This window comes from Streptomyces sp. NPDC100445, assembly GCF_044759735.1.
Taxonomy (GTDB): Bacteria; Actinomycetota; Actinomycetes; order Streptomycetales; family Streptomycetaceae; genus Streptomyces.
In genome coordinates, this window is the sequence record NZ_JBIVZV010000019.1 from 49282 (window position 1) to 76135 (window position 26854).

Annotated in this window: 22 protein-coding genes and 2 pseudogenes; 13 read left to right on the plus strand and 11 right to left on the minus strand. The window is 73.6% G+C overall.

The genetic code is table 11. The annotated features are described in order from the left end of the window. Together ACIQVT_RS33845 and ACIQVT_RS33850 are read left to right on the plus strand one after the other, a co-directional pair. Nucleotides 1–317: pseudogene (locus tag ACIQVT_RS33845) on the plus strand (hypothetical protein); the annotation flags it as partial. Nucleotides 318–384: 67 nt separating this feature from the next. After that, the gene (locus ACIQVT_RS33850; RefSeq protein ID WP_403763280.1) at nt 385–657 is read left to right on the plus strand and encodes a hypothetical protein; all 273 of its coding nucleotides are present in this window, start codon (nt 385–387) and stop codon (nt 655–657) included. Nucleotides 658–663: 6 nt separating this feature from the next. Here the strand turns inward: ACIQVT_RS33850 and ACIQVT_RS33855 are convergent, their stop codons facing one another. Beyond that, nucleotides 664–2172: a protein kinase gene (locus ACIQVT_RS33855; protein ID WP_403763283.1), complete on the minus strand. Its 1509-nt coding sequence runs from the start codon at nt 2170–2172 to the stop codon at nt 664–666. Between the two features lie 314 nt (nt 2173–2486). Here ACIQVT_RS33855 and ACIQVT_RS33860 point away from each other — a divergent pair, with 314 nt between their 5' ends. From ACIQVT_RS33860 to rbsD, 5 genes are all read left to right on the plus strand, one after another. Further along, nucleotides 2487–3566, plus strand: coding sequence for a LacI family DNA-binding transcriptional regulator (locus ACIQVT_RS33860; RefSeq protein WP_403763286.1), 1080 nt, complete (start codon nt 2487–2489; stop codon nt 3564–3566). Continuing rightward, complete coding sequence (locus ACIQVT_RS33865; RefSeq protein WP_403763289.1) at nt 3563–5134, plus strand: sugar ABC transporter ATP-binding protein; 1572 nt, start codon at nt 3563–3565, stop codon at nt 5132–5134. The genes ACIQVT_RS33860 and ACIQVT_RS33865 overlap by 4 nt, the downstream gene beginning before the upstream one ends. Beyond that, complete coding sequence (locus tag ACIQVT_RS33870; RefSeq protein ID WP_403763292.1) at nt 5124–7073, plus strand: substrate-binding domain-containing protein; 1950 nt, start codon at nt 5124–5126, stop codon at nt 7071–7073. The genes ACIQVT_RS33865 and ACIQVT_RS33870 overlap by 11 nt, the downstream gene beginning before the upstream one ends. Before the next feature lie 85 nt (nt 7074–7158). Further along, nucleotides 7159–8061 (plus strand): ribokinase, encoded by a 903-nt coding sequence (locus tag ACIQVT_RS33875; RefSeq protein ID WP_403763295.1) that lies wholly within the window; start codon nt 7159–7161, stop codon nt 8059–8061. Further along, nucleotides 8058–8450 carry a D-ribose pyranase gene (gene rbsD, locus ACIQVT_RS33880; RefSeq protein ID WP_403763298.1) on the plus strand — a complete coding sequence of 131 codons (393 nt, stop codon included), beginning with the start codon at nt 8058–8060 and terminating at the stop codon, nt 8448–8450. Before ACIQVT_RS33875 ends, rbsD begins: the two co-directional genes overlap by 4 nt. Nucleotides 8451–8475: 25 nt before the next feature. Here rbsD and ACIQVT_RS33885 read toward each other — a convergent pair whose 3' ends face one another. Together ACIQVT_RS33885 and ACIQVT_RS33890 are read right to left on the minus strand one after the other, a co-directional pair. After that, entirely contained in the window at nt 8476–8778 is a 303-nt protein-coding gene (locus ACIQVT_RS33885) for a hypothetical protein (RefSeq protein ID WP_403763301.1), read from the minus strand. Continuing rightward, on the minus strand, nt 8775–9005 hold the full coding sequence (locus tag ACIQVT_RS33890) for a hypothetical protein (RefSeq protein WP_403763304.1): 231 nt from the start codon (nt 9003–9005) through the stop codon (nt 8775–8777). Before ACIQVT_RS33890 ends, ACIQVT_RS33885 begins: the two co-directional genes overlap by 4 nt. 127 nt (nt 9006–9132) lie before the next feature. Here ACIQVT_RS33890 and ACIQVT_RS33895 point away from each other — a divergent pair, with 127 nt between their 5' ends. Both ACIQVT_RS33895 and ACIQVT_RS33900 read left to right on the plus strand, forming a co-directional pair. After that, the gene (locus tag ACIQVT_RS33895; protein WP_403763307.1) at nt 9133–9957 is read left to right on the plus strand and encodes a Scr1 family TA system antitoxin-like transcriptional regulator; all 825 of its coding nucleotides are present in this window, start codon (nt 9133–9135) and stop codon (nt 9955–9957) included. Beyond that, on the plus strand, nt 9944–10171 hold the full coding sequence (locus tag ACIQVT_RS33900; protein ID WP_403763310.1) for a DUF397 domain-containing protein: 228 nt from the start codon (nt 9944–9946) through the stop codon (nt 10169–10171). Before ACIQVT_RS33895 ends, ACIQVT_RS33900 begins: the two co-directional genes overlap by 14 nt. Nucleotides 10172–10191: 20 nt before the next feature. On the opposite strand, the gene ACIQVT_RS33905 is transcribed toward ACIQVT_RS33900, so the two are convergent. From ACIQVT_RS33905 to ACIQVT_RS33915, 3 genes are read right to left on the minus strand one after another with little or no spacing between them, the layout of a single operon-like run. Continuing rightward, entirely contained in the window at nt 10192–11031 is an 840-nt protein-coding gene (locus ACIQVT_RS33905) for a sugar phosphate isomerase/epimerase family protein (RefSeq protein WP_403763312.1), read from the minus strand. Then, on the minus strand, nt 11028–12179 hold the full coding sequence (locus ACIQVT_RS33910) for a dihydrodipicolinate synthase family protein (protein WP_403763315.1): 1152 nt from the start codon (nt 12177–12179) through the stop codon (nt 11028–11030). The genes ACIQVT_RS33905 and ACIQVT_RS33910 overlap by 4 nt, the downstream gene beginning before the upstream one ends. Further along, entirely contained in the window at nt 12176–13327 is a 1152-nt protein-coding gene (locus ACIQVT_RS33915; RefSeq protein WP_403763319.1) for a Gfo/Idh/MocA family protein, read from the minus strand. The genes ACIQVT_RS33910 and ACIQVT_RS33915 overlap by 4 nt, the downstream gene beginning before the upstream one ends. A gap of 247 nt (nt 13328–13574) precedes the next feature. Here ACIQVT_RS33915 and ACIQVT_RS33920 point away from each other — a divergent pair, with 247 nt between their 5' ends. Then, complete coding sequence (locus ACIQVT_RS33920) at nt 13575–14624, plus strand: LacI family DNA-binding transcriptional regulator (protein ID WP_403763509.1); 1050 nt, start codon at nt 13575–13577, stop codon at nt 14622–14624. A 115-nt stretch (nt 14625–14739) separates the two neighbouring features. Continuing rightward, complete coding sequence (locus tag ACIQVT_RS33925; protein WP_403763322.1) at nt 14740–15342, plus strand: dihydrofolate reductase family protein; 603 nt, start codon at nt 14740–14742, stop codon at nt 15340–15342. 17 nt (nt 15343–15359) lie between these two features. Here the strand turns inward: ACIQVT_RS33925 and ACIQVT_RS33930 are convergent. Beyond that, nucleotides 15360–16649 (minus strand): annotated as a pseudogene (locus ACIQVT_RS33930) (alkaline phosphatase family protein). A gap of 299 nt (nt 16650–16948) precedes the next feature. Here ACIQVT_RS33930 and ACIQVT_RS33935 point away from each other — a divergent pair. Then, the gene (locus ACIQVT_RS33935) at nt 16949–17749 is read left to right on the plus strand and encodes a sugar phosphate isomerase/epimerase family protein (RefSeq protein ID WP_403763512.1); all 801 of its coding nucleotides are present in this window, start codon (nt 16949–16951) and stop codon (nt 17747–17749) included. An 8-nt stretch (nt 17750–17757) separates the two neighbouring features. Here the strand turns inward: ACIQVT_RS33935 and aroA are convergent, their stop codons facing one another. Next, nucleotides 17758–18993, minus strand: a complete 1236-nt coding sequence (aroA, locus tag ACIQVT_RS33940) for a 3-phosphoshikimate 1-carboxyvinyltransferase (RefSeq protein ID WP_403763325.1) — start codon at nt 18991–18993, stop codon at nt 17758–17760. 187 nt (nt 18994–19180) lie between these two features. Here aroA and ACIQVT_RS33945 point away from each other — a divergent pair, with 187 nt between their 5' ends. After that, entirely contained in the window at nt 19181–21046 is a 1866-nt protein-coding gene (locus ACIQVT_RS33945) for a glycoside hydrolase family 3 protein (protein ID WP_403763328.1), read from the plus strand. A gap of 12 nt (nt 21047–21058) precedes the next feature. On the opposite strand, the gene ACIQVT_RS33950 is transcribed toward ACIQVT_RS33945, so the two are convergent. From ACIQVT_RS33950 to ACIQVT_RS33960, 3 genes are all read right to left on the minus strand, one after another. Continuing rightward, nucleotides 21059–22474: a S28 family serine protease gene (locus tag ACIQVT_RS33950; RefSeq protein WP_403763331.1), complete on the minus strand. Its 1416-nt coding sequence runs from the start codon at nt 22472–22474 to the stop codon at nt 21059–21061. 104 nt (nt 22475–22578) lie between these two features. Beyond that, nucleotides 22579–22974 carry a hypothetical protein gene (locus ACIQVT_RS33955; RefSeq protein ID WP_403763334.1) on the minus strand — a complete coding sequence of 132 codons (396 nt, stop codon included), beginning with the start codon at nt 22972–22974 and terminating at the stop codon, nt 22579–22581. Nucleotides 22975–23083: 109 nt separating this feature from the next. Further along, the gene (locus ACIQVT_RS33960) at nt 23084–26803 is read right to left on the minus strand and encodes an ABC transporter ATP-binding protein (RefSeq protein WP_403763337.1); all 3720 of its coding nucleotides are present in this window, start codon (nt 26801–26803) and stop codon (nt 23084–23086) included. Between the last annotated feature and the right edge of the window lie 51 nt (nt 26804–26854).

Here is a 26854-nt window from a genome sequence, read left to right on the forward strand (position 1 = left end):
GGCAGTCGGGCCGTGACTCAGTCCGGCCACGGCCCTCCGAACGCGCCGACGCGGAGGCTCCGACAATGGCAATCCAGTACTTCTGGCGCCACCCGGCCGAACAGGTGCGCGAGGAAGGACGGGAGCAGGGCCGGGAAGAGGGGCGCATCGAGAGCAGGCAGCAGATGATTTTCCGCATTCTCGAAAAGCGCGGCATCCCAGCACCCGGCCCTGTCCGCGAGCGAGTGAACGCCTGCACGGACCTTGACCAGCTTGAGACCTGGATCGATCGTGCGTGGGAAGCCACCGACGTGGCGGAGCTGTTCAACGGAGAGTGAAGGGCAGTCGGGCCGTGACTCAGTCCGGCCACGGCCCTCCGAACGCGCCGACGCGGAGGCTCCGACAATGGCAATCCAGTACTTCTGGCGCCACCCGCTGGCCGAACAGGTGCGCGAGGAAGGACGGGAGCAGGGCCGGGAAGAGGGGGGGAGCTCGGCCGGGAATTGGGGAGCATCACCGAACGTCGGCAGGCGGTCCACCCTCGAATGGCGCGACATCCCGGTACCCCACCCCGTCCGCGAACGGGTGAACTCCTGCACGGACCTCGACCAGCTCAAGGTCTGGGCCCAGCGCGCCGTACGAGCCACCGACGCGGGGGAGTTGTTCGCCGAGCGGTGAGGGGCGTTACTTCTTCTTCCTCTTCCCCGCCTTCTTCCCCGCCTTCTTCCCCGCCTTCTTCCCGGCCTCCTTCTCAGCCTTCTTCTCCGCCTTCTCCTGGGCCTTCTCCTGCGCCTTCTCCGCCTTGCCGGGCTTATCGGGCTTGCCGGGCCCGCCGAGGTGTTCGCCGGGGGTTCGCGCCGTCTTCGTGACCGGCGGGCCACCCGCGGTGGTGTGTGACGGCGGGATCGGTGAACGGGGCCCGGTCGGGGTGGCGGTCCGCTCGTGGGTCGGCGTCGGCGTGGGGCTCCCGGTGCGCTCGAGCGCGGCGGAGCGGAGCCGTACGGGGGAGGCGTCGCCGGTGGGGGACGTCGGAGTCGTGGGGCCGGGCTCGTCCCGGGCGGGGGAAGTGTCCGGGTGCCCGGTGTCCGTGGCAGGGGTGCCGGCGGCCCGGGTCGTCGCGGGGCCGCCTCCCCGGTGGGTGGAGCCGTCGGAGACGGTGAACGCGGCGGCCATGACGGCGGCGAGCGCGGCCGCGCCACCTGCGACCGCGATCCGCCCCCGCGCGGGCACGGTTCTCCGCCCGGACGCGCCGCCGGACGCGCTCCCGACGAACGGCGCGTGCGGGTGCGTGCGGTCGGATGCTGCCGGTGCCTCCCGGGGGACCATGCTCGTGACGTCGGCCGGGGGCGGCACCGGCCGTGACCCGGCCGTGCCGGCGAGCGCGGCCAGTGTCCTGGCGCAGTCGTCCGCCGTGGGCCGGTCGGGTGCCTCCATCGCGGTCATGTCGCGGAGCAGCGCGGCGAATTCGTCCGGCAGGCGGTCGGGCAGTTCGGGGCTGCGGTGGAGGCGGGCGATGGCGGCCTCCAGGGGGCCTCCGTCGTACTCGAGCCTGCCGGTGACGCATTCGAGGAGGACCAGTCCGAGGGCGTAGACGTCGGCGGGCGGGCCGACGGACCGGCCGAGCACCTGCTCGGGGGAGAGGTAGGCGGCGGTGCCGATGAGGGTGCCGGTGGCGGTGCGGGTGGTGGAGTCGAGCAGCCGGGAGATGCCGAAGTCGGTCAGGTGGGGGTGTCCGTCGGCGTCCAGGATGATGTTCGAGGGTTTCACGTCGCGGTGGACGACCCCCGCCTCGTGCGCGTGGGACAGGGCCCGGGCGAGGCCGGCGCCGAGCGCGGCGGTCTCGTCGGGGGCCAGGGGTCCGGCGGCGATGCGGCCCTTCAGCGTGGGGCCCTCGATCAGCTGCATGACCAGGTAGGGGCGGCCGTTGTGCCGGCCGGCGTCGTAGACGGTGACCAGGCCGGGGTGGTGCAGCCGGGCCAGGATCACCGCCTCGTTGTCGAGGCGGTCCTCCATGTCGAGGTCGGCGTCGGCGCGGAAGACCTTGACCGCGACCGGCCGTTTCAGGCGCAGGTCGAGACCCCGGTGGACGTCGCCCGCGCCACCGGAGCCGATGACCGTGTCCAGGCGGTACCGCCCGGCCAGCACTTCCGCGGAGCACCGGGACAGTGCCAGGGCCGGCTGGCGGAGCCGCATGTCTTCTCCCATTGCTTCGTCGCGTGTCGGGGCGGGCGTCCTCACCGGGAGGACCGGGAGGACGCCGAGCACGCGTACCCACGGGGGACGGGCCTACCCCTGTGACGGTTCTCCGGCCGTCGGCCACGACCAGTGTGCGGGACTCCGCGGGCCGCCCGGTACCGCTGCGCCGGTGACGCTCCGGGGTCCGGAGCGGGACGGGTCACGATTGGGTCTCGGCCGACCCGGGCCCCTTGCCGTCCCGTCGTGTAATCGATTCCAATGCTCCCCGGAGCAGTCGTGTAAACGATTCCACAAGGAGGTGGAGGCGGCTCATGGCGAGCATCAAGGACGTCGCCGCCGCGGCCGGGGTCTCCGTGGCCACGGTGTCGCGGGTGCTGAACGCGCATCCGTCGGTCAGCGCCGACGCACGGGCGCGGGTGCTGGCCGCCGTCGACGCCCTCGGCTACCGGCCCAACGCCGTCGCCCGGTCCCTGCGGACCGACCAGACCCACACCCTCGGGCTGGTGATCAGCGACGTACTGAACCCGTACTTCACCGAGCTGGCCCGGTCCGTCGAGGAGGAGGCCCGCGCCCTCGGCTACAGCGTGATCATCGGCAACGCCGACGAGCGGCCCGACCTCCAGGACCACCACGTGCGCAACCTGCTGGACCGGCGCATCGACGGCCTGCTCGTGTCGCCGACCGACGGCGGCTCGCCGCTGATGCTGGACGCCGTGCGCGCCGGGACCCCGATGGTCTTCGTCGACCGCTGGATCCCGGGCGTGGACGTGCCGGTCGTGCGGGCCGACGGGCGGACGGCCGTACGCGATCTCGTGGCGCACCTGTACGGGCTCGGGCACCGCCGACTCGCGATCATCGCGGGTCCGGCGGCCACCACGACCGGCAGTGAGCGCGTCGAGGCCTTCCGGGCGGCCCTCGCCGAGTACGGCGTCCCGCTCCCGGACGCCTACATCGGTCAGGGCGACTTCCAGGCGGAGAGCGGGCGGCGGGTGACCGAGGGGTTCCTGGACCTCCCCCGGCCGCCGGAGGTGGTGTTCGCCGCCGACAACCTGATGGCGCTCGGCGCGCTGGACGCCGTCCGCGCGCGCGGGCTGCGCGTGCCGGACGACATCGCGCTGGCCGCGTTCGACGACATCCCGTGGTTCGTGCACACCGATCCGCCGGTGACCGCGATCGCGCAGCCGACCGGCGAGCTGGGGCGTGCCGCCGTGCGCGCGCTGGCCGACCGGATCGAGGGGCGCGCCCCGCGCTCCGTCACCCTGCCCGCCCGGCTCGTCGTGCGCCGCTCGTGCGGCGCGCCGGCCCGGCCCCCGCGGTCCCCCGCCCCCTCCTCTACCCCAGTCCCTTCCTCTTCCCCAGTCCCCTCCCCAGTGCGAAGGAGCACGCCGTGAGCGACCCGGACGAGTTGCTGCGCATCGAGGGCATACGCAAGACCTTCCCCGGCGTGGTCGCGCTCGACGGCGTCGACTTCGACCTGCGCCGGGGCGAGGTCCACGTGCTGCTCGGTGAGAACGGCGCCGGCAAGAGCACCCTCATCAAGACGCTCTCCGGTGCCTACACGCCCGACGCGGGACGGATCCACGTCGGCGGCCGGGAGGTGCGCATCCAGGGCGCCCAGGACGCCGAGCGGCTCGGGATCGCCACCATCTACCAGGAGTTCAACCTGGTGCCCGACCTGACCGTCGCGGAGAACATCTTCCTGGGACGGCAGCCGCGCCGCTTCGGGATGATCGACCGCAAGCGGATGGAGGCGGAGGCGGCCGAACTGCTGGAGCGGGTGGGCGTCGACGTCCCGCCCCGGGCGCGCGTGCGGGACCTCGGGGTCGCCCGGCTCCAGATGGTGGAGATCGCCAAGGCGCTCAGCGTCGAGGCGCGGGTCCTGGTCATGGACGAGCCGACCGCCGTACTCACCTCCGAGGAGGTGGAGAAGCTGTTCGCCATCGTGCGCTCGCTGCGCGCGGACGGCGTCGGCATCGTCTTCATCACCCACCACCTGGAGGAGATCGCCGCCCTCGGGGACCGGGTCACCGTGATCCGGGACGGCAGGAGCGTCGGGCAGGTGCCCGCCTCGACGCCCGAGGACGAACTCGTACGGCTGATGGTGGGGCGGTCCATCGAGCAGCAGTACCCGCGGGAGCGGCCCGAGCGGGGCGCCCCGCTGCTGTCGGTCGAGCAACTCACCCGGGACGGCGTCTTCCACGACGTGAGCTTCGAGGTGCGCGCCGGTGAGGTCGTCGGCATCGCCGGACTCGTGGGCGCCGGGCGGACGGAGGTGGCGCGGGCCGTGTTCGGCGCCGATCCGTACGACCACGGGGCGGTCCGGGTGTCGGGCGGCCGGCTCAGGCGGCACGACGTGAACGCGGCGATGGCGGCCGGGATCGGGCTGGTGCCGGAGGACCGCAAGGGCCAGGGGCTGGTGCTGGACGCCTCCGTGGAGGAGAACCTCGGGCTGGTGACGCTGCGCTCAGCGACCCGCGCCGGACTGGTGGACCGGGGGGCGCAGCGCGCGGCGGCCGGGCGGATCGCCGGACAGCTGGGCGTGCGCATGGCCGGGCTCGGTCAGCAGGTGCGCACCCTGTCCGGCGGCAACCAGCAGAAGGTCGTCATCGGCAAGTGGCTGCTGGCCGACACCCGGGTGCTGATCCTCGACGAGCCGACCCGCGGCATCGACGTCGGCGCGAAGGTCGAGATCTACCAGCTGATCAACGAACTGACGGCCGCCGGGGCCGCCGTCCTGATGATCTCCAGCGATCTGCCGGAGGTGCTCGGCATGAGCGACCGGGTGCTGGTCATGGCCCAGGGCCGGATCGCCGGTGAACTCGCGGCCGGTGAGGCCACGCAGGACGCCGTCATGGCGCTCGCCGTCTCCTCCCCCGCCACCGGGACCGGGGCCGCCGGTCCCGGGCCCGTCACCACCCCGAACACCGAGACCCAGAAGGAGGCCACCCGTGGCCACTGACACGCTCAGAAGCACGACGGGCGCGGGTGACGCCCCGGGCGGCCTGCGCCGGCTGCTCCTCGACAACGGCGCCCTGACCGCGCTCATCGTCCTGGTCGTCGCCCTGTCGGCGCTGTCCGGCGACTTCCTGACGACGGACAACCTGCTGAACATCGGTGTCCAGGCGGCCGTGACGGCGATCCTCGCCTTCGGTGTCACCTTCGTGATCGTCTCGGCGGGCATCGACCTCTCCGTCGGCTCGGTCGCCGCGCTGTCGGCGACCGTGCTGGCGTGGAGCGCGACGCAACACGGCGTACCGGTGGTGCTCGCCGTCGTCCTCGCCGTCGCCACCGGTGTCGTCGCCGGACTGGTGAACGGTTTCCTCATCGCCTACGGCAAGCTGCCGCCGTTCATCGCGACGCTGGCCATGCTGTCGGTGGGCCGCGGTCTCGCCCTGGTGATCTCGCAGGGCTCCCCCATCCCCTTCCCCGGCTCGGTGTCCCACCTCGGCGACACGCTCGGCGGCTGGCTGCCGGTGCCGGTACTGGTCATGGTGGTGATGGGGCTGATCGCCGCGCTGGTGCTCGGGCGGACCTACATCGGCCGGTCGATGTACGCGATCGGCGGCAACGAGGAGGCCGCGCGGCTGTCGGGGCTGCGGGTGCGGCGGCAGAAGCTCGCCATCTACGCCCTGTCGGGAGTGTTCGCCGCGGTCGCCGGTGTCGTCCTGGCCTCCCGGCTGTCCTCGGCGCAGCCGCAGGCCGCCGACGGCTACGAACTGGACGCCATCGCCGCCGTCGTCATCGGCGGCGCCTCCCTGGCGGGCGGCACCGGCAAGGCGTCCGGCACGCTGATCGGCGCGCTGATCCTCGCGGTGCTGCGCAACGGCCTGAACCTGCTGTCGGTGTCGGCGTTCTGGCAACAGGTGGTGATCGGTGTCGTCATCGCGCTGGCGGTGCTGCTGGACACCGTGCGCCGCAAGGCCGGGGCGACCCCGGTGGCGGCCGGCACGGGCGGGCCGAAGGGCAGGCAGGCGGCGACGTACGGGCTCGCGGCCGTGGTGACGGTGGCGGTGGTCGGCGCGACCTCCTTCCTGCACGGCGGCTCCTCGCCCTCGACGGCGCCCAGGATGGGCCTGTCGCTGTCGACGCTCAACAACCCCTTCTTCGTGCAGATCCGGACGGGCGCCCAGGCCGAGGCGAAGAAGCTGGGCATCGACCTCACCGTCACCGACGCCCAGAACGACGCCTCCCAACAGGCCAACCAGGTGCAGAACTTCACCAGTTCCCGGCTGGGGGCGGTCATCGTCAACCCGGTGGACTCCGACGCCGCCGGCAACTCGGTGAAGGCCGCCGGCCGCGCGGGCATCCCGGTGATCGCCGTCGACCGGGGCGTCAACAAGGCGTCCGTCGACGCCCTGGTGGCCTCCGACAACGTCGCCGGCGGCGAGCTGGCCGCGAAGACGATCGCCGAGAAGCTCGGCGGCAAGGGCCGGATCGTGATCCTCCAGGGCCAGGCGGGCACCTCCGCGGCCCGGGAGCGCGCGCAGGGCTTCGCCAACGGGCTCAAGGCCTACCCCGGCATCCGGGTGCTGGCCCAGCAGCCCGCCGACTTCGACCGCACCAAGGGCCTGGACGTGATGTCCAACCTGCTCCAGGCCCACCCCGACGTGCAGGGCGTCGTCGCCGCCAACGACGAGATGGCCCTCGGCGCGATCAGGGCGCTCGGCTCCAGGGCCGGCCGGTCCGTGCAGGTCGTCGGCTTCGACGGCACCCCGGACGGGCTGACCGCGGTCAAGGACGGCACGCTGTACGCGTCGGTCGCCCAGCAGCCCGCCCAGCTGGGCCGGACCGCCGTGGACAACGCGCTCCGGGCGGTCCAGGGCAAGAAGGTCCGGCCGATGGTGAAGGTGCCGGTGAAGGTGGTCACCAAGGACAACGTGGCCGGCTTCGGCGGCTGACAAGACGTCGGGGGCGGACGGCGGTACCGGACAGCGCGTCCGGTACCGCCGTCCGCCCGGAGTCATCTCTCAGGGGAGTCCACAGATGTACGACTACGACCTCCTGGTCGTGGGATCGGCCAACGCCGACCTGGTGATCGGTGTCGAGCGGCGGCCGGCCGCCGGCGAGACGGTGCTCGGCGGCGACCTGAGCGTCCACCCGGGCGGCAAGGGCGCCAACCAGGCGGTCGCCGCCGCCCGGCTCGGCGCCGCCACCGCCCTGCTGGCCCGGGTCGGTGACGACGCGCACGGCCGGCTGCTGCTCGACTCCCTGCGCACCGCCGGGGCCGACACGGTGGGTGTCCTGGTGGGCGGCGCGCCGACCGGCGTCGCGCTCATCACCGTCGACCCGTCCGGGGACAACAGCATCGTGGTGTCGCCCGGCGCGAACTCCCGGCTCACGCCGGCGGACGTCCGGGCGGCCACCAGCCTCTTCCACGCGTCACGGGTGGTGTCGGCGCAGCTGGAGATCCCGCTGGAGACGGTCGTGGAGGTGGTGCGCGACCTCGCTCCCGGCAGCCGTTTCGTCCTGAACCCCTCTCCCCCGCGCGCGCTGCCCACGGAGGTACTCGCGGCCTGCGACCCGCTGATCGTCAACGAGCACGAGGCGCGGGTGGTCCTCGGGGACGCCTGCGTGAGCGAGGACCCCGCGGACTGGGCGCGGCTGCTGCTGGCCAAGGGCCCGCGCTCGGTGGTGGTGACGCTGGGCGCGGACGGGGCGCTGGTGTGCGACCGCTCCGGGGTGACACGGGTGCCGTCGGTACGGGTGGACGCCGTGGACACCACCGGCGCGGGCGACGCCTTCACCGCGGCCCTGGCCTGGCGGCTCGGCACCGGGGCCGACCTGGCCGAGGCGGCTGCCTACGCGGCCCGGGTCGGCGCGGCGGCCGTGACCCGGCGGGGCGCGCAGGAGTCGTACCCCACGGCGGCGGAGGTCGAGGCGCTGTGAAGAAGGCGGGCATCCTCAACCGCGGGCTGTCCGGGGCCCTCGCCGAGCTGGGGCACGGGCACGGGGTGCTGGTCTGCGACGCGGGCCTGCCGATCCCGGACGGCCCCCGGGTGGTGGACCTCGCCTTCCGCGCCGGCGTGCCCTCGTTCGCCGAGGTGCTGGACGGCCTGCTGGCCGAGCTGGTGGTGGAGGGCGCGACGGCGGCCCGCGAGACGGAGGCGGCCAACCCGGCGGTGACGCGGCTGCTGGAGTCGCGCTTCCCCGGCGGCCTCACCCTGGTCCCGCACGAACGGCTGAAGGAACTGTCGGCGGACGCCCGGCTGATCGTCCGCACCGGGGAGGCCCGGCCGTACGCCAACGTGCTGCTGCGGTGCGGGGTGTTCTTCTGAAGGGGCTCCCTCCGGACCGCGCCGTTCAGTCCGCCGGGCCCAGGCGCGCGCCCCTGCTCTCCGCGACGCGCTTGACGTCACGCAGGGACTCGCTGAGCCGCCGGGCCAGGTAGCGCAGCTCCTCCCCGGTCAGCCGGTGCTCGGCGAGGAGTGCGGCCGCGTGTTCCAGCAGGGCGCCCGCCATGCCGAGCTGCACGCTCTCGGTCCGGTCCGCGAGCCGGGAGACGTACCCGGTGCCGTCGCCCAGGAGGTAGCAGGGCTTGCCCTCCGCGCCGGTCCAGGGAAGCAGGCGCCCGCTCGCCGAGGGGTCGGGCATCGGGTCGTTCATGCGTAGGTCTCCGCGTGATCGAGGTAGGGGCGGACCAGCGGGCTGTCCTCGCCGCGCAACGGGGCCTCACCCCTGCGGTACGCGGTGGGGCCGCCGACGTACCGGCACGAGTACGGGTACGCGTAACCGCCCGGGGGCGGTGCGGTCGGCCCGCGGCGCCGTCGCCCGCGGGCGGGCAGCAGCGACCGCAACAGCGGCTCCACCAGCCGGGCCAGGAAATGCGTCATGACGCCTGCCTTCTCACCTGTGACGACTGCGTTCTGTCGCCAATCGCTCACAGCGTGGGGTCGGCGGTGGCTACGCTGCCAGGGGCGGGGAGTTGACATCGCGCCCGTCAACAAGGGAGTTGGCCGCATGAGCGAGGACCACAGGCCGCGTACGCCGCGCGAGAAGTACGGGGAGGAGTTGCGGCTGCGCCGGACGGCGGCCCGGCTCACGCAGGAGAAACTGGGCGACCAGGTGGTCTGCTCACCCACGCTGATCAGTCACTACGAGGCGGGCAGACGCCTGCCCAAGCCCGACGACGCCCGACGGATCGACCAGGCACTGGGGACGGACGGGTTCTTCGCCCGGTGGCTGGAGGATCTGGAGACGAAGTACACCGACCACTTCGCGGTCGTTGCCGAACTGGAGCGACAGGCCTCGATCATCCAGCAGTTCGCCCTCACGCTGGTTCCGGGGATCTTGCAGACCGACGACTACGCGAGCGCCCTCTTCCGCGCCTACAGGCCGAACTACACGGCCGCGGAACTTGACGAGTTCATCGTCATCCGAACGAACCGCCGCCGCGTTCTGGACGGACCCGCACGGCCCGTCGTCTGGACGCTGCTGGACGAGGGCGTCCTCCGACGCCGTGTCGGCGGACCGCAGGTCATGGCGGAACAGCTCCGGCGCATCGCCGACATGGCCGAGGCGGGGCAGTTGCGCCTGCACGTCCTGCCGTACGAGGTCGGCGCGCACGCCCTCTTGCAGAGCCTGCTCACGCTGATGGCCTTCGAGGACTCGGCGCCGGTGGCCTACGTCGAGGGCTTCGTGACGGGGAACCTGCTGGACGATCCGGCCCTGGTGACCGCCGGCCAGACGGCCTACGCTCTGGCCCTGAGCGACGCTTCGTCGCAGCGGGAGTCACTGGCCCTGGTCAGGGCAGCAGCGGAGGAACACGCACATGGTCAGCAGTGAGGACACCGTCGTCGACTCGGCCACGCTCACCGGGTGGTACAAGTCGAGCCACAGCGGCGGCGACCAAGGGGAGTGCCTCGAAGTCGCCCGTGGTCATGCCACCGTGCCCGTCCGCGACAGCAAGGCGGGGCCCGCCGGTCCCGCCCTGCTCTTCTCCCCGGACGGCTGGGCGTGCTTCGTGACCGCCGTGAAGCGAGGTCGGTTCCAGGCCTGACGTCTGGCGCGTCCCGGGTCTCAGCCGACGTGGGTGGCGAACCGGGCCGCCGTCTCCGCCAGTACCTCCCGGCCGTCCCGGGCCCACAGGCCGTCGTTGAAGAGTTCGACCTCGACGGGGCCGGTGTAGCCGGCGGCGTCCACGTGGCGCAGCCATGCGCGCAGGTCGATCGCGCCGTCACCGAGCTGGCCCCGGCCGTCGAGGACGCCCTCGGGGAGCGGGGTGGTCCAGTCGGCGAGCTGGAAGGCGTGGATGCGGCCCGCCGCGCCCGCGCGGGCGATCTGCGCGGGGGCCTGGTCGTCCCACCACACGTGGTACGTGTCCACGGTGACGCCGACCTGGTGCGCGGGGAAGCGTTCGGCGAGGTCGAGGGCCTGGGCGAGGGTGGAGACGACACAGCGGTCGGCGGCGTACATCGGGTGCAGGGGCTCGATGGCGAGCCGCACCCCGTGGTCCTCGGCGTACGGGCCGAGGACCGCCAGGGCGTCGGCGATCCGCTCCCGGGCGCCGGGCAGGTCCCGGGAGCCCGGCGGCAGTCCGCCGCAGACCAGCACCAGGGTGTCGGTGCCGAGGGTGGCGGCCTCCTCCACCGCCCGGCGGTTGTCGGCCAGGGCCGTCGCGCGGGCCGTCGGATCGGTCGCGGTGAGGAAGCCGCCCCGGCACAGGGTGGTCACCGTCAGGCCGGCGTCGCGCACCAGCCGGGCCGCCGCCTCGACGCCGTACGCCTGGACGGGTTCGCGCCACAGGCCCACCTGGGTGATGCCCGACTCCGCGCAGGCGGCGGCGAGTTCGGGGAGGGAAAGCTGCTTCACGGTCATCTGGTTGATCGAGAGGCGCGCCGGGGCGTGCGTCGTGCTCATTGGTCCACCCCGTAGAGGGAGAGGAGGGTCTTCATGCGTTCCTCGGCGAGGTCCGGGTCGGGGAACAGGCCGAGTCGGTCGGCGAGTTCGTAGGCGCGGGCCAGGTGCGGGAGGGAGCGGGCCGACTGGAGGCCGCCGACCATGGTGAAGTGGGACTGGTGGCCGGCGAGCCAGGCCAGGAGGACGACGCCCGTCTTGTAGAAGCGGGTGGGGGGTTCGAACAGGTGCCGGGAGAGGGCGACCGTGGGGTCGAGCAGGGCGCGGAAGCCGGCCACGTCCCCGGTGTCCAGGACCCGGAGCGCCCGCGCCGCCAGCGGGCCCAGCGGGTCGAAGACGCCCAGCAGGGCGTGGCTGAAGCCCAGGTCGTCGCCCGCGATCAGCTCGGGGTAGTGGAAGTCGTCGCCGGTGTAGCAGCGCACCCCCCGCGGCAGCCTGCGCCTGAGGTCGGTCTCGCGTGCCGCGTCGAGCAGGGACACCTTGACGCCGTCGACCTTGTCGGGGTGGGCCGCGATCACCGCCAGGAAGGTGTCGGTGGCCGCGTCGAGGTCCGTCGTGCCCCAGTAGCCCTCCAGTGCCGGGTCGAACATCGGGCCCAGCCAGTGCAGGACGACGGGTTCGGTGGCCTGGCGCAGCAGGTGGCCGTAGACCTCCAGGTAGTCCTCGGGGCCGGTGGCGGTCGCGGCCAGTGCCCTGGACGCCATGAGGACGGCCCGGGCGCCCGCGTCCTCGACGACGGCGAGCTGTTCCTCGTACGCCGCGCGGACGCCGGCGAGGGTGCCGCCGGTGATCTGGTCGGTGCCGGCACCGCAGGCGATGCGGCCGCCGACCGCCTTCGCCTCCGCCGCCGACCGGCGGATCAGCTCGGCCGCGCCCGCCCAGTCCAGGCCCATGCCGCGCTGGGCGGTGTCCATGGCCTCGGCGACACCGAGGCCGTGGGACCACAGGTGGCGGCGGAAGGCGAGGGTGGCGTCCCAGTCGACGGCGGCGGGCGCGCCGGGCGAGACGTCCGCGTACGGGTCGGCGACGACGTGGGCCGCGGAGAAGACCGTACGGGAGGTGAAGGGGGTGCCGGGGGTGACGGCGAGGGGCTCGGCGCGCGGCTCGTAGGCCCGGGGGCGGCCCTGGGCGCCGGGGAGGCGGATGGTCACAGGGAGATCTCCGGTACCTCGATGCGGCGGCCCTCGGCGGACGACCTCAGGCCCAGTTCGGCGAGCTGGACGCCGCGGGCGCCGGCCAGCAGGTCCCAGCGGTAGGGGGCGTCGGCGTAGACGTGCCGGAGGAACAGCTCCCACTGGGCTTTGAAGCCGTTGTCGAACACGGTGTTGTCGGGGACCTCCTGCCACTGGTCGCGGAAGGCCTCGGTGGTGGGGACGTCCGGGTCCCAGACGGGTTTGGGGGTGGCGCCGCGGTGCTGCGCGCGGCAGGTGCGCAGGCCGGCCACGGCCGAGCCCTCGGTGCCGTCGACCTGGAACTCGACCAGTTCGTCGCGGTGGACGCGGACCGCCCAGGAGGAGTTGATCTGGGCGACGGCGCCGCCCTCCAGCTCGAAGACGCCGTAGGCGGCGTCGTCGGCGGTGGCGTCGTACGGCTTGCCCCGTTCGTCCCAGCGCTGCGGGATGTGGGTGGTGGCGAGGGCCTGGACGGACCGCACGCGGCCGAACAGCTCGTGCAGGACGTACTCCCAGTGCGGGAACATGTCGACGACGATGCCGCCGCCGTCCTCGGCGCGGTAGTTCCAGGAGGGGCGCTGGGCGGGCTGCCAGTCGCCCTCGAAGACCCAGTAGCCGAACTCGCCGCGCACGGAGAGGATCCGGCCGAAGAAGCCGCCGTCGACGAGCCGCTTCAGTTTCCGCAGGCCCGGCAGGAAGATCTTGTCCTGGACGACGCCGTGCCGGACGCCCCGGGCGTGGGCGAGGCGGGCGAGGGCGAGGGCGCCGTCCAGGCCGGTGGCGGTGGGCTTCTCGGTGTAGACGTGCTTGCCCGCGGTGATCGCCTTCCCGAGGGCCTCCTCGCGGGCGGAGGTGACCTGGGCGTCGAAGTAGAGGTCGACGGAGGGGTCGGCGAGGACGGCGTCGACGTCGGTGGAGACCTCGGTGAGGCCGTGCCGGTCGGCGATCTCCCGCAGGGCGTGCTCGCGGCGGCCGACCAGGACGGGCTCGGGCCAGAGCACGGTGCCGTCGCCGAGGTCGAGGCCGCCCTGTTCGCGCAGGGCGAGGATCGACCGGACGAGGTGCTGGCGGTAACCCATGCGTCCGGTGACGCCGTTCATGGCGATACGCACCGTCTTGCGTGTCACGTCGGTCCCCTCCGTGGGCGTCGTACGCCCCGTCCAGTTCGGCGAACGCCTGCCCACCCGCCCAGCAAGCGCTTTCTACACAGCGAAGCTAGCTCCCTGGGCGGGGTCCGTACAAGACCGTGTCCGCTTCGAGTTGTTCGAGGAGGCGAACAAACGGTGCGCTGGGCCTTAGGGTCTGCTCGGAACCAGGACATCCGGCTGGATGTCTACGAGGGCGTACGACGACATGCGCGACCGGAGGACGACGATGACGGTGACCCTGGCGGACGTGGCGGCCCGCGCCCAGGTCTCCCCAGCGACGGTGTCGCGCGTGCTGAACGGCAACTACCCGGTGGCCGCCTCCACGCGCGAGCGGGTGCTGCGAGCCGTGGACGAGCTGGACTACGTCCTCAACGGCCCCGCCAGCGCGCTCGCCGCCGCCACCTCCGACCTCGTCGGCATCCTCGTCAACGACATCGCCGACCCCTTCTTCGGGATCATGGCCGGCGCGATCCAGGCCGAGATCGGCGGACCCGGCGGGCGGGCCGGCGGCGAGCGGCTCGCCGTCGTCTGCAACACGGGCGGCTCCCCGGAACGCGAACTCACCTACCTCACCCTGCTCCAGCGCCAGCGCGCCGCGGCCGTCGTGCTGACCGGCGGCGCCGTGGAGAAGGCGCCGCACGCCGCGGCGGTCGCGGCGAAACTGCGCAAGCTGGCGGACGCCGGGACCCGGGTGGTGCTCTGCGGGCGCCCGCCGGCACCCGACACCCGGACCGTCGCGCTGACCTTCGACAACCGGGGCGGCGCCCGCGCGCTCACCGACCACCTCGTCGGCCTGGGCCACCGCCGGCTCGGCTACATCGCCGGCCCCGCCGAGCGCACCACCACCCGGCACCGTCTGGAGGGCCACCGCGCGGCCCTCGCGGCGGCCGGCATCGAGGACGACCCGCGGTGGACGGTGCACGGCCGCTACGACCGCCGGTCCGGGTACGAGGCCACGCTGGAGCTGCTGCGCCGCGACCCGTCCCTGACTGCCGTCGTGGCCGCGAACGACTCCGTCGCCCTCGGCGCGTGCGCCGCCCTGCGCGAGTCGGGCCTGCGCATCCCCGGGGACGTCTCGGTCGCCGGCTTCGACGACCTGCCGTTCAGCGTCGACACGCTGCCCTCCCTGACCACGGTCCGCCTCCCGCTCGCCGAGGCGGGCGCCCGGGCGGGCCGTATCGCCACGGGCCGCGAGGAACCCCCGCCCGGCGGGATCGCCTCGGTACGGGGCGAACTGATGGTCCGGGGGTCGACGGGGGTGCCCCGGACGACGTGAGCGGCACGCGCCGCGGTGGCGTCGCCGGTGACGGCGGCCCGCGCGACGATGAGTTTCGGGGGCAGGGCCGGTCTGCACCCATGTACCGACCGGAGAACAGGAACGGGAGCATCCCATGCGTATCGTCGTCACCGAGTTCATCAGCCTGGACGGGGTCGTGCAGGCCCCCGGCGGGCCGCAGGAGGACACCGACGGGGGGTTCGCGCACGGCGGCTGGTCGCACCCGTTCTTCGACCCGGAGGTGCTCGGCGGGACCTTCGCCGCGGGCCTGGAGAAGGCCGAGGCGCTGCTGTACGGGCGGCGGACCTATCTGACGATGGCCGCCGCCTGGCCGGAGCGGGCCGGGGACCCCTTCGCCGACCGGCTGAACTCCCTGCGCAAGTACGTCGTCTCGGACACCCTCGGCGACGAGGAGCTGACCTGGGAGAACACCGTGCGCGTGCCGGGTGCGCGGGCGCTGGACCAGGTGCGGGAGCTGCGGGCCGCCGACGGCGGTGACGTGGCGATGATGGGCAGTCCGACGCTGGTGCGGGCGCTGGTCCAGGCCGATCTGGTGGACGAGCTCCAGCTCGTGGTCATGCCGGTGATGCTCGGCGGCGGCAAGTCGGTCTTCCCGGCGGACGGGGCGCTGCGGACCTGGGAGCTGGTGTCGTCGGTCACCGCGAAGACCGGCGCCCAGGTCAACGTGTTGCGGCCGGTGCGGGGGCCGCGGGACTGAGCCGCGGCCCCCGGGCCTCACACCTGGGGCCGGCGGCCGTGTTCCTGGCGCGGGAAGGTCTGGTCGGCGCCGGGCAGCACCGGCTTGGGCAGCGTGGCCACCTCGTCCTTCGCCCGCTCCAACTGCTCGGCCGTGTCGGCCGGCAGGCGGGGCGGGCGCGGGCGGGCGTGGGAGAAGGGGAAGGCGCTGGTGAGGTCGCCGAAGGTGGCGCGCCGCCAGTCGCTGACGTTGGGCTCGGCGACGCCCGTGAAGCGCTCCAGGAACTGGAGGGCGGAGGTGTGGTCGAAGGTCTCCGTGGCGACCCAGCCGCCGACGGTCCAGGGCGAGACGATGATCGCGGGGACCCGGAAGCCGGCGCCGACCGGGAGGCCGCCGATGAACTCGTCCTTCGTCCCGGCGGGGGGCGTGGGCGGCGGCACGTGGTCGAACAGGCCGTCGTTCTCGTCGTAGTCGAGGATGAACGCCGTCTTGCGCCACACCTTCGGGTCGGCGGCGATCGCCTCGATCTTGGAGGCGACGAAGTCGGCGCCGGCGGCGGGCAGGTAGTCGGGGTGCTCCGACTGGTGGCTGGTCGGCATAAGCCGTGGTCGTCGTCCTGCTGGTACACCTCCCAGCTGACCCCGGCCGCCTGGAGGCGCTCCGCGTACGTCGTCCAGCGGTACGGCCGCGGGGCCTTGTTGCTGATGACGGGGCCGCCCAGGGTGCCGCCCGGGTCGACGGAACCGGTCGTCCACATCAGGCGGTTGGGCCAGGTGGGGCCGAACACCGAGCAGAAGTAGTGGTCGCAGACGGTGAAGGTCTCGGCGAGCGCGAACCGGAACGGGATGTCCTCGCGCGTGTAGTAGCCCATGACGTACGGCCCGTCGGCGCCGTCCGCCTTGCGGTGGGCCGGCAGCCAGCGGTCCATCCGGCCGCCGTTCCACGCCTCGTGCTGCACCGACCAGGCGTGGCTGGTGGACGGGATGGCCTGGGCGCTGGAGGTGTGGGTATCAAGGTGGAAGGGCAGCAGGTAGCCCCTCGGGTTCTGGGGGTCGGGCCTAGAAGACGCTGCGGCCGTCGTCGAGCGTCAGGGCCTCCGGGTCGGCGAAGCCGCGCACCCCGGAGAGCGTGCCGAAGTAGTGGTCGAAGGACCGGTTCTCCTGCATGAGCAGGACGACGTGTTCGATGTCGCGCAGGGAGCTGTGCTGCCGGGGCGGCCCGGCGGCGACCGCCTTCTGCACGCTCGGCGGGAGGAGGGAGAGGGCCGCGGCGCCGCCCAGCGTGCCGGCGGCCGATCCCAGGAGTCCGCGTCGCGTCAACTCGGCCATGAATGGCCCTTCTTGAGCGCTCTCACGGAGTGGACCGCTGGCCACTGCGCGACTGGGGCGGTCCGCCGCGGCAGGGGGCGTGGGTGAACACGGGAACAACAGGCACCCCGGCACTTGGCCAAGTCGTGACCGGCGCGCCGGGGATGCCACCGGCCCGTCGCCGGGCCGTCACCGGCGGCGCGGTCCCTTCACGGGGCGCGGCCGGACGGGGTCAGGACACGCCCGTGGCGGCGGTCCGGGCCGCCCCGAACGGTGGCGTGAAGCATGAGCCGGGGGGCTGGGGGGTACGTTCCGTGACCATGAAGCTGGCGTTCTCCACTCTCGGTGTCCCCGGTCTGCCCGTCCCCGAAGTCCTGGCGCTCGCGGGCGCCCACGGCTACCACGGGGTCGAACTGCGCGCCCATCCGGAGGAACCGGTCCACCCGGGTCTCTCCCCGGCTGCCCGCGCCGAGGTGGCGGCCCTGTTCCGGGACGCCGGGATCGAGGTGCTGGGCATCGCCGGGTACGCCCGCGTGGCCGCGCCCGGCGACGACGGGCCCGTGCTGGAGGAGATCCGCGGGCTGCTGCACCTGGCCCACGACCTCGGCGCGCCCTACGTCCGCGTCCTGCCCGGCGCCGACCCGGAGCAGCCCGCCGAGGAGGCCGACGCGGTCGCCGCCCGGCGGCTCGGCACCGCCGCGGAGGACGCCGCCGCGCTCGGCGTCCGCATCCTGCTGGAGACCCACGACTCGCACCCCACCGGGGCCGACGCGATCCGGATCCTCGGGCCGGTCGGGCACCGGCAGGTGGGCGCGGTGTGGGACGTGCTGCACACCTGGCTGGGCGGTGAGGAGCCGGCCGAGACCTACGCGGCACTCGCCCCGCACCTGGGGTACGTGCAGGTGAAGGACGTCGCCTCGGCCGAGGACACCGCCCCGCTGCCGCTCGGCGCGGGCGTGCTGCCGCTCACCGAGTGCCTGGACGTCCTCGCCCGGCAGGGCTGGGACGGCTGGCTGTGCTGGGAGTACGAGAAGCGCTGGTACGAGGAGGCAGCCCCGCTCGCCGGTCTGCTCGACGCGGGCCGCGACCACCTGACCCGGCTGCTCGGCGAGGCGGTGTAGGGCGGGGCTCAGCCGGCGGCGGGCAGCGCCGCGAACGCGTCGTGGAAGCCGGGGAACGTCTTGCGCACGCAGCCGGGGTCGTCGAACGTCAGGCCCGGGGTGCGCAGGGCGGTCACGGCGAACGACATGACGACGCGGTGGTCGCCGAAGGACCTGATCCGGACGCCGGACGCGGGCGTGCCGGGCCGGATCTCGATGTGGCCGGGCCCGGTCGTCACACCGATACCGAGCCGCCGCAGGTTGTCCGCGCAGGCCTCCAGGCGGTCGCACTCCTTCACCCGGGTGTTGGCGACGTCCTCGATGCGGACCGGTCCCGACGCGAACGGCGCGACGGCGGCCAGCGTCGGCATGGTGTCGGAGATGTCCCGCATGTTCACCGTGATCCCGCGCAGCTCCCCCGTGCCGCGGACGGTCGTGCTTCCCTTCGCCACCCGCACGTCGGCGCCCATCCGGCGCAGCACCTCCACGAAGCGCAGGTCCCCCTGGAGCGCGTCCGTGCCGAGGCCGGGCACGGTGATCTCGCGTCCCGGGGTGACGGCCGCCGCGGCGAAGAAGTAGCTCGCGGTGGAGGCGTCGGGTTCGACGGCGTAGGTGGTGGCCCGATAGCCGCCGGGCCCGACGTCGTACACCGTGCCGTCCCGGACGATGTCGGCGCCGAACGCCCGCATCATCGCGAGGGTGATCTCCACGTACGGCGCGGACACCAGGTCGGTCACCCGGATGCGCAGGCCGGTGCGGGTCAGCGGGCCCAGCAGGAGCAGCGCGGTGAGGTACTGCGAGGACTGCCCGGCGTCCAACGCGACCTCGCCGCCCTCCACGCCGGCCGCGTGCACGGTGAGCGGGTGGTGGCCCTCGGCGCCCTCGTGCCGTACGTCGACGCCGAGGTCGCGCAGGGCGCGGGTGAGCGGGCCGAGGGGGCGGCGGCGCATCTGCGGGGAGGCGTCGAAGCGGTAGGTGCCGTGTCCGGCGGCGGCCAGGACCGGCAGGAAACGGGCGGTGGTGGCGCCGTCGCGGCAGAAGACGTCGGCCTCGGCGCGCGCCGGTCCCTGCGGGCGGCCGTCGATCTGCCAGCTGTCGGGGGTGCGTCCGACGCGGTAGCCGAGCCGGGTCAGGCCTTCGGAGAAGCCCTCGGTGTCGTCGGAGCGCAGCGGCCGGACCAGTGTGCTGACGCCGTCGGCGGCCGCGGCGAGGAAGAGCGCGCGTGCGGTGATGGACTTGGAACCGGGGATGTCGACTGCGGGCATGGCCGCATGATGACGGCTCGCCCGGGGCCGGGTCACGTGATGTCCAGGAGCTGGACGCGCCCGCCGGAATGCGGCGGCGACGGCCCCGCCGTGGTTACTGTGCAGTCCCTTGACGGAAAGAAACTTCCCGGATATTGCTGACTCCTCGGAAGTTTCCTTCAGCGGTTCTCCTTCGGAGGGAGCGCACGTGCACGACATCAGCACGGGAAGCACGGGAAGCACCGGAAGCGGCGGCGCACGGCCGTCCAGACGCGCCGTCCTCGCCGCCACCGCGGGAGTCACCGCCGGTCTCACCGCGGGCCGCACCCTCCCGGCGGCCGCCCGGGACGCCGCCCCCGCCGCCGTGAGCGACCGCCGGCTGCGTGCCCTGATCTCCCGGATGACGCTTGAGGAGAAGGTCGGCCAGCTGTTCGTGATGCGGGTCTACGGCCACTCCGCCACCGCCCCCGACAAGGCCGACGTCGACGCCAACCTCCAGGAGATCGGCGTCCGCACCGCCGCCGAGCTGATCGCCGCCTACCGCGTCGGCGGCATCATCTACTTCACCTGGGCCCACAACACCCGTGACCCGCACCAGATCGCGGACCTGTCCGACGGCATCCAGCGGGCCTGTCTGGCGCAGCCGCGCGGAGTGCCGGCGCTCATCGCCACCGACCAGGAGCACGGCGCGGTCTGCCGGATCGGCGCCCCGGCCACCCTGTTCCCGGGCGCGATGGCGGTCGGCGCGGGCGGCTCCCGCGCCGACGCCCGGGCGCTCGGCCGGATCTCCGGCGCCGAGCTGCGCGCGATGGGCGTCAACCAGGACTACTCCCCCGACGCCGACGTGAACGTCAACCCGGCCAACCCGGTCATCGGCGTGCGTTCCTTCGGCGCCGACCCGGAGGCGGTGGCCGCCCTGGTCGCCGCCGAGGTGAGCGGTTATCAGGCGGCCGGGGTCGCGGCGACCGCCAAGCACTTCCCGGGCCACGGGGACACGGCCGTCGACAGCCACTACGGCTTCCCGGTCATCACGCACAGCCGGGAGCTGTGGGAGCGGCTGGACGCGGTGCCGTTCCGGGCCGCGGTCCGGGCGGGCATCGACTCGGTCATGACCGCGCACATCCAGTTCCCGGCCCTGGACGACTCCGGGGACCCGGCGACGCTGTCCCGGCCGATCGTCACCGGCATCCTGCGCGGCGAACTCGGTTACGACGGCGTGGTGATCACCGACTCGCTGGGCATGGAGGGCGTGCGCACCAAGTACGGCGACGACCGGGTGCCGGTGCTCGCGCTGAAGGCCGGCGTCGACCAGCTGCTCAACCCGCCGTCGCTGGACGTGGCGTGGCACGCGGTGCTGGCGGCCGTGCGCGGCGGCGAGCTGACCGAGGCCCGCCTGGACGAATCGATCCTGCGCATCCTGCGCCTGAAGGCCCGGCTCGGGCTGTTCGAGAACCCCTACGCCGACCCGGCCGGTGTCGGCCGCACGGTGGGCACCCGCGCGCACCTCGCCGCCGCCGACCGCATCGCCGAGCGCACCACCACGCTGCTGGTCAACGAGGGCGGCACCCTGCCGTTCGACCGGCGCCGGGAGCACCGCGTGCTGGTCGTCGGCGCCGACCCGGCCTCCCCGACCGGGACCACCGGCCCGCCCACCGGCGTCCTGGCGACCGCCCTGACCGGGCTGGGCTTCGCCGCGACGGCCCTGTCCACCGGCACCACGCCCTCCGCCGACACCGTCACCGCGGCGGTCACGGCCGCGCGGGACGCGGACGCCGTGGTGGTGTGCACCTACAACGTGACGGCGTCCAGCGCCCAGCGCACCCTGGTGGACCGGCTGCTGGCGACCGGGCGGCCGGTGGCCGTGGTGGCGGTCCGCAACCCGTACGACGTCGCGCAGTTCCCGTCCGTCCGGGCCTGCCTGGCCACGTACTGCTGGACGGACGTCGAACTGCGCGCCGCCGCACGGGTCATCGCCGGCCGGGTGGCACCGCGCGGGAGGCTGCCGGTGCCCGTGCAGCGGGCCGACGACCCGGCCCGGGTGCTGTACCCGGTCGGGCACGGGCTGACGTACTGACGGCGGGGCCGCTCACAGCCGCGGCGCGGGCTCGCGCTCCGGGTCCCGGGCGTCGAGCCGGGCGTCGTACCGGGCGAGCGGCCTGGCCCGGTCCACGGCGGCCGGCGGGAGGCCCGCCCAGTCCAGGACGCGGGCGGTGGCCAGCTCCTTCTCGGCGGGGACGAGGCCGGCCACGTTCGCGCCGTGGTTCAGGCCGGGCGCGGTGAGGACGTACGCGTCGCGGGCGCCCCTGCCGAGCCGGAACCGCTCCGCGCCCCAGGGGTCGTTCTCGCCGTAGACGAAGAGCATGTGCGTGGCGTGGTGCCGGACCCAGGTGTCCACGTCGCGCATCGCCCGCGGCCGGAAGCGCATCGGGATCGAACGGGGCACGAGGTTGCGCGGCGGCTGGTAGCCGTAGCGGACCAGGTGCTTGCCGAGGTACGGGAAGTGGATGGTCGGCGCGCCGAGCTGGGTGCCCGCCTGGTAGTAGTACGGCGTGTACGTCTCGAGGCCCTGGTCGGTGTAGGCGGAGAACCCGGAGATGGTGTCGACGGAGTCCCAGATCGCGTCGTCGCTCGCGGTGGCCGCGTCGGCGGGGACGGTGGCGCAGTCCTTCAGCAGGCTGTACTGCCAGAAGCCCCACACGTAGTCCAGGACGACGGCCTCGTACGCCCGGTCCAGGCTGCCGATGGTGGTGAAGGTGTAGCCGTGGTCGGCGGCGTACCGGGCGTACCGGCGCTCCAGCGGCTCGCGGCGCACCAGCGCCTCCCGCTGGACGGCGTCCAGCCGGTCCCGGCACTCCTCGGTGCCGACGTGGGCGAAGAAGCGGTCGTACGCCGAGTCCTCGTCGTTCACCACGTCGTTCGGGGCGACGTACGCCACGACGCCGTCCATGTCGCGCGGGTAGAACCGCTCGTAGTAGGTGGCCGTCATGCCACCCTTGGAGCCGCCCGTGGCCAGCCAGTTGGCGGAGTAGACCGGCTTGAGCGCCTGGTACAGGCGGTGCTGGTCGCTCGCCGCCTGCCAGATGTCGAGCTTGGACCAGTCGGCCGGCTCGGGCCGGGACGGCGTGAAGAAGCGGTACTCCAGCGAGACCTGGTTGCCGTCGACGATCTGGGTGGGCTCGCGGCGCGAGGGGGTCGTGGAGACGTTGTAGCCGCTGGTGTAGAAGACCGTGGGACGGCTGGTGTCCCGGTGCAGGACGGTGATCCGCTGTTGGAAGGTGCCCCGGTCCGGGTGGCGGTGGTCGACCGGCTGGGTGTACTCCAGGACGAAGTAGCGGTAGCCGGGGTACGGCTTCTCCTGGACCAGGCTCATGCCGGGTATCGACAGCAGCCGGTCCTTGATGTCGGTGGGCACGGGCTCGGCGGCGGTGGCCGCCCCGGCCGCTGTGCTCAGGGTGCCCAGGAGCACCGTGAGCGCCAGCAGCCATCTGAGCGCCTTGCGCATGCGTACTCTCCCCTGTGAGACAGCTGTGCGCCGGAAGCTATCCCAGCAACTGCGGTCGCACCAGAGGGGCTTGCGCCGGCCGGCTCAGGCGGCCGGCGAGGCGGTCAGCACAGGATCCAGCCGGAGCTGATGGTGTACCGGTCCACCGAGCCCTTGATCCGGACGCAGCGGTGGCCGGCGTGCACGGTCACCGGACCGGCGTGCTCGCGGTAGCGGCCCCGGTCGACGACCGGCAGGTTGCCGCGCGCCTGCACGCTGACCGACATCGTCCGGGGGGAGCCGGTGCGTCTGGGGACGGTGACGGCGCAGACGTAGCCGTCCCCCCGGTAGATGTGGGTGACGCCGGTCCGGAACGGCAGGGTCCGCACCTCGTGCCCGGCGCAGCCACCGGTGGCCGAGGCCGCCTGCGCGGCCCCCGTCACCGAGAGGGTGAGCGCCGCCGACACGGCCAGCAAGGCCGCGCCGGACGCCAGTCGCCGGCGTATCGCACCACTTTCCACTCGTCGTCCTCCCCGTACCGCGGTTCACACTCCCGCCTCCGTACTGATGTACGGACGCACAGGTGTGCTGGATGGTTGCACGACCGTCAGCGGGACGCGTGGCCGGGGCTCAGCGCGCCACGCCGACCGGCTCCTCCGGCTCCGACCGGCCGACGAAGGTCCGCCACAGCTCGGCGTACCGGCCTCCGCGGGCCAGCAGCTCCTCGTGGGTGCCGTCCTCGGCGACCCGGCCGCGGTCCATCACCACCACCCGGTCGGCGCGGGCCGCGGTGGTCAGGCGGTGGGCGACGACCAGGGTGGTACGGCGGCCGGCGACGCGGTCGGTGGCGCGGTTGACCTGCGCCTCGGTGGCCAGGTCGAGGGCGGCCGTGGCCTCGTCCAGGAGCAGGACGTCGGGGTCGACCAGTTCGGCGCGGGCCAGGGCGATCAGCTGGCGCTGGCCCGCGGAGAGGTTCCGGCCGCGTTCGGCCACCTCGTGCAGGTAACCGCCCTCCAGGGTGGCGATCATCTCGTGGGCGCCGACCGCGCGGGCCGCGGCCTCCACCTCGGCGTCGGTGGCGCCGGGCCGGCCGTAGGCGATGGCGTCGCGGACGGTGCCCGGGAAGAGGTAGGCCTCCTGCGGGACGACGCCCAGCCGGTGCCGGTACGAGGTCAGATCCAGGTCGCGCAGGTCCGTGCCGTCGGCCGTGACCCGGCCGGCGGTCGGGTCGTAGAACCGCGCGACCAGCTTGACCACGGTCGACTTGCCGGCACCGGTCTCGCCGACGAACGCGACGGTCTGCCCGGCCGGGATGCGCAGGTCGATGCCGGACAGCGCCTCCTCGTCGTCGCCGTACGCGAAGTGGACGCCCTCGAAGACGATCTCGCCGCGCAGCGACAGCACCTCCAGCGGCTCGCCGGCGGCCTCGGTGGACGTCGGCTCGCGCAGCAGTTCCTGGATGCGGCCGAGGGAGACCGTGGCCTGCTGGTAGCCGTCGAAGACCTGGGACAGCTGCTGGACGGGGGTGAAGAACAGGTCGATGTAGAGCAGGTAGGCGACCAGGGCTCCGGTGGTGAGGGTTGCCTCCTCGATCCGGCCGGCGCCCGCGATCAGCACGGCCGCCGCGGCGACGGAGGACAGCAGCTGCACGAACGGGAAGTAGACGGAGATCAGCCGCTGGCCGCGGACGCGGGCGCGCCGGTAGTCGTCGCTGCGCGCGGCGAACCGGCGGGCGCCGTCCCGCTCCCGCCGGAAGGCCTGCACGATCCGCAGCCCGGCCACGGTCTCCTGGAGGTCGGCGTTGACCGTCGAGACACGCTCGCGGGCCAGTTCGTACGCCTTCACGCTCGCCCGGCGGAAGAAGAAGGTGGCCACGAGCAGCGGGGGCAGGGTCGCGAAGACGACCAGGGCGAGGCGCACGTCGAGGACCAGCAGGGCGACCATGATGCCGAAGAAGGTGACGACCGAGACGAACGCGGTCACCAGGCCGGTCTGGAGGAACGTCGACAGGGCGTCCACGTCGGTCGTCATCCGGGTCATGATCCGGCCGGTCAGCTCGCGCTCGTAGTAGTCCAGGCCGAGCCGCTGGAGCTGCGCGAAGATCTTCAGCCGCAGGGTGTACAGCACCCGCTCGCCGGTGCGGCCGGTCATCCGGATCTCGCCGGTCTGCGCGAACCACTGGACGAGCACCGTCAGCAGGCCGAGCAGGGCCGCCGACCAGACCGCGCCGAGCGCCGCCTTCGTCACGCCCGAGTCGATGCCGTGCCGGATCAGCACCGGAAGCAGCAGGCCCGCGCCCGCGTCCACGGCGACCAGCAGCAGGCTGGCCAGCAGCGGCAGCCGGAAACCGCGCAGCAGGCGGCGCAGCCCGTAGGAGTCCTCGGGCAGGACGGCGCGGCCCTCGTCGATGTCGGGGGTGTCGGTGGCCGGGGGCAGCGCCTCGACCTGGGCGATGAGCTCAGGGGTGGCCGGGGTGCCGGACAGGGCGTGGTCGCGGGGCGCCCGGTCGCCGGTCCACAGCCGGGGGGTGACGCCCCGCTCGGCGTCGAACTCGGCGTCCAGCTCGTCGCGGACGGAGGTGTCCTCGCGCGGCCCGGCCGGCACGGCGTGGCCCGGGGAGACCTGGCCCAGCTCGTCGGGGTCGGTGAGCAGGCGGCGGTAGAGCGCCGAGCGCCGCTGGAGCTCCTCGTGGGTGCCGAGGTCGGCGAGCCGGCCGCCGTCGAGGACGGCGATGCGGTCGGCGAGGTTGAGGGTGGAGCGGCGGTGGGCGATCAGCAGGGTGGTCCGGCCCTCCATCACCTGCGCCAGCGCCTCGTGGATCTCGTGCTCCACGCGGGCGTCGACGGCGGAGGTGGCGTCGTCGAGGACGAGCAGGCGGGGGTCGCTGAGCAGGGCGCGGGCGAGGGCGACGCGCTGGCGCTGGCCGCCGGAGAGGGTGAGGCCGTGCTCGCCGACGGTCGTCTCGTAGCCGTCGGGCAGCTCGGCGATGAAACGATCCGCCTGGGCGGCGCGGGCGGCGGCCTCGACCTCCTCCCGGGTGGCGTCCGGACGGCCGTACGCGATGTTGTTCCGGACCGTGTCGGAGAAGAGGAACGAATCCTCCGGGACCAGGCCGATCGCGGCCCGCAGCGAGTCCAGGGTCAGCTCGCGGACGTCGTGGCCGCCGATCAGGACCGCGCCGTGGGTGACGTCGTAGAACCGCGGCAGGAGCAGGGAGAGGGTGGACTTGCCGGAGCCGGAGGAGCCGACGACGGCCAGGGTCTCGCCGGGGCGTATCTCGAAGCTGAGCCCCTTCAGGACGGGCGCTCCGGTGCCGTACGCGAAGGACACGTCGTCGAACTCGACGGCGGCCGGCGCGTCGGCGGGCAGCGTCCGGGTGCCGTCCTTCATGCCGGGCTCGGTGTCGATCAGCTCCAGGACGCGCTCGGTGCCGGCGCGGGCCTGCTGGCCGACCGTGAGGACCATCGCGAGCATGCGGACCGGGCCGACGAGCTGGGCGAGGTAGGTGGAGAAGGCGACGAACGTGCCGAGCGTGATGTGGCCGCGCACGGCGAGCCAGCCGCCGAGGGCCAGCATGGCGACCTGGCCGAGCGCCGGGACGGCCTGGAGCGCGGGGGTGTACCTGCTGTTCAGGCGGATGGTGCGCAGCCGTCCGGCGAACAGCCGCCGGCCGACCTCGCGCAGCTTGCCGGTCTCCTGCTCCTCCTGCCCGAAACCCTTCACGACCCGCACGCCGCTCACCGAGCCGTCGACGACGCCCGCCACCGCGGCTGCCTGCGCCTGCGCGTACCAGGTGGCCGGGTGCAGCCTGCTGCGGCTGCGCCGGGCGATCCAGCCGAGGGCCGGGGCGACGGCCAGGGCGATCAGGGTCAGCGGCAGCGACAGCCACGCCATGATCACCAGGGACATCAGGAAGAGCAGGACGTTCCCGATGGTCATCGGGAGCATGAAGAGCAGGCCCTGGATCAGCTGGAGGTCGCTGGTGGCGCGGCCGACGACCTGCCCGGTGGACAGCTCGTCCTGGCGGCGGCCGTCCAGCCGGGTGATCGTGGCGTACATCTCGGTGCGCAGGTCGTGCTGGACGTCCAGGGCGAGCCGGCCGCCGTAGAAGCGGCGCACGTAGGTGAGGGCGTACACGAGCACGGCCGCGCCGACCAGGGCGCCGGCCCAGGGGGCCATGTCCCGGGTGTGGTCGCCGATCACGTCGTCGATGATGACCTTGGTGACCAGCGGGACGAGGGCCATGACGGCCATGCCGGCGAGGGAGGAGCCGAGGGCCAGGACGACGTCCTTCGGATACCGCCAGGCATAGCCCGCCAGCCTTCGTGCCCATCCCCGTCGCGGTGCCACACCGGTGCCTTCCGTCGGACCTGATCTACCGCAAGGCTGCAACGCCGGCGG

Excerpts from the sequence above, each read along its gene's own strand:
- ACIQVT_RS33850 (WP_403763280.1), top strand. The coding sequence starts at position 385 with ATGGCAATCCAGTACTTCTGGCGCCACCCGCTGGCCGAACAGGTGCGC.
- ACIQVT_RS33950 (WP_403763331.1), bottom strand. The coding sequence starts at position 22,474 with ATGCGCAAGGCGCTCAGATGGCTGCTGGCGCTCACGGTGCTCCTGGGC.
- ACIQVT_RS33860 (WP_403763286.1), top strand. The coding sequence starts at position 2,487 with ATGGCGAGCATCAAGGACGTCGCCGCCGCGGCCGGGGTCTCCGTGGCC.
- ACIQVT_RS33900 (WP_403763310.1), top strand. The coding sequence starts at position 9,944 with ATGGTCAGCAGTGAGGACACCGTCGTCGACTCGGCCACGCTCACCGGG.
- ACIQVT_RS33895 (WP_403763307.1), top strand. The coding sequence starts at position 9,133 with ATGAGCGAGGACCACAGGCCGCGTACGCCGCGCGAGAAGTACGGGGAG.
- ACIQVT_RS33890 (WP_403763304.1), bottom strand. The coding sequence starts at position 9,005 with ATGACGCATTTCCTGGCCCGGCTGGTGGAGCCGCTGTTGCGGTCGCTG.
- ACIQVT_RS33935 (WP_403763512.1), top strand. The coding sequence starts at position 16,949 with ATGAAGCTGGCGTTCTCCACTCTCGGTGTCCCCGGTCTGCCCGTCCCC.
- ACIQVT_RS33875 (WP_403763295.1), top strand. The coding sequence starts at position 7,159 with ATGTACGACTACGACCTCCTGGTCGTGGGATCGGCCAACGCCGACCTG.
- ACIQVT_RS33885 (WP_403763301.1), bottom strand. The coding sequence starts at position 8,778 with ATGAACGACCCGATGCCCGACCCCTCGGCGAGCGGGCGCCTGCTTCCC.
- ACIQVT_RS33855 (WP_403763283.1), bottom strand. The coding sequence starts at position 2,172 with ATGCGGCTCCGCCAGCCGGCCCTGGCACTGTCCCGGTGCTCCGCGGAA.
- aroA (WP_403763325.1), bottom strand. The coding sequence starts at position 18,993 with ATGCCCGCAGTCGACATCCCCGGTTCCAAGTCCATCACCGCACGCGCG.
- ACIQVT_RS33925 (WP_403763322.1), top strand. The coding sequence starts at position 14,740 with ATGCGTATCGTCGTCACCGAGTTCATCAGCCTGGACGGGGTCGTGCAG.
- ACIQVT_RS33905 (WP_403763312.1), bottom strand. The coding sequence starts at position 11,031 with ATGAGCACGACGCACGCCCCGGCGCGCCTCTCGATCAACCAGATGACC.
- ACIQVT_RS33920 (WP_403763509.1), top strand. The coding sequence starts at position 13,575 with ATGACGGTGACCCTGGCGGACGTGGCGGCCCGCGCCCAGGTCTCCCCA.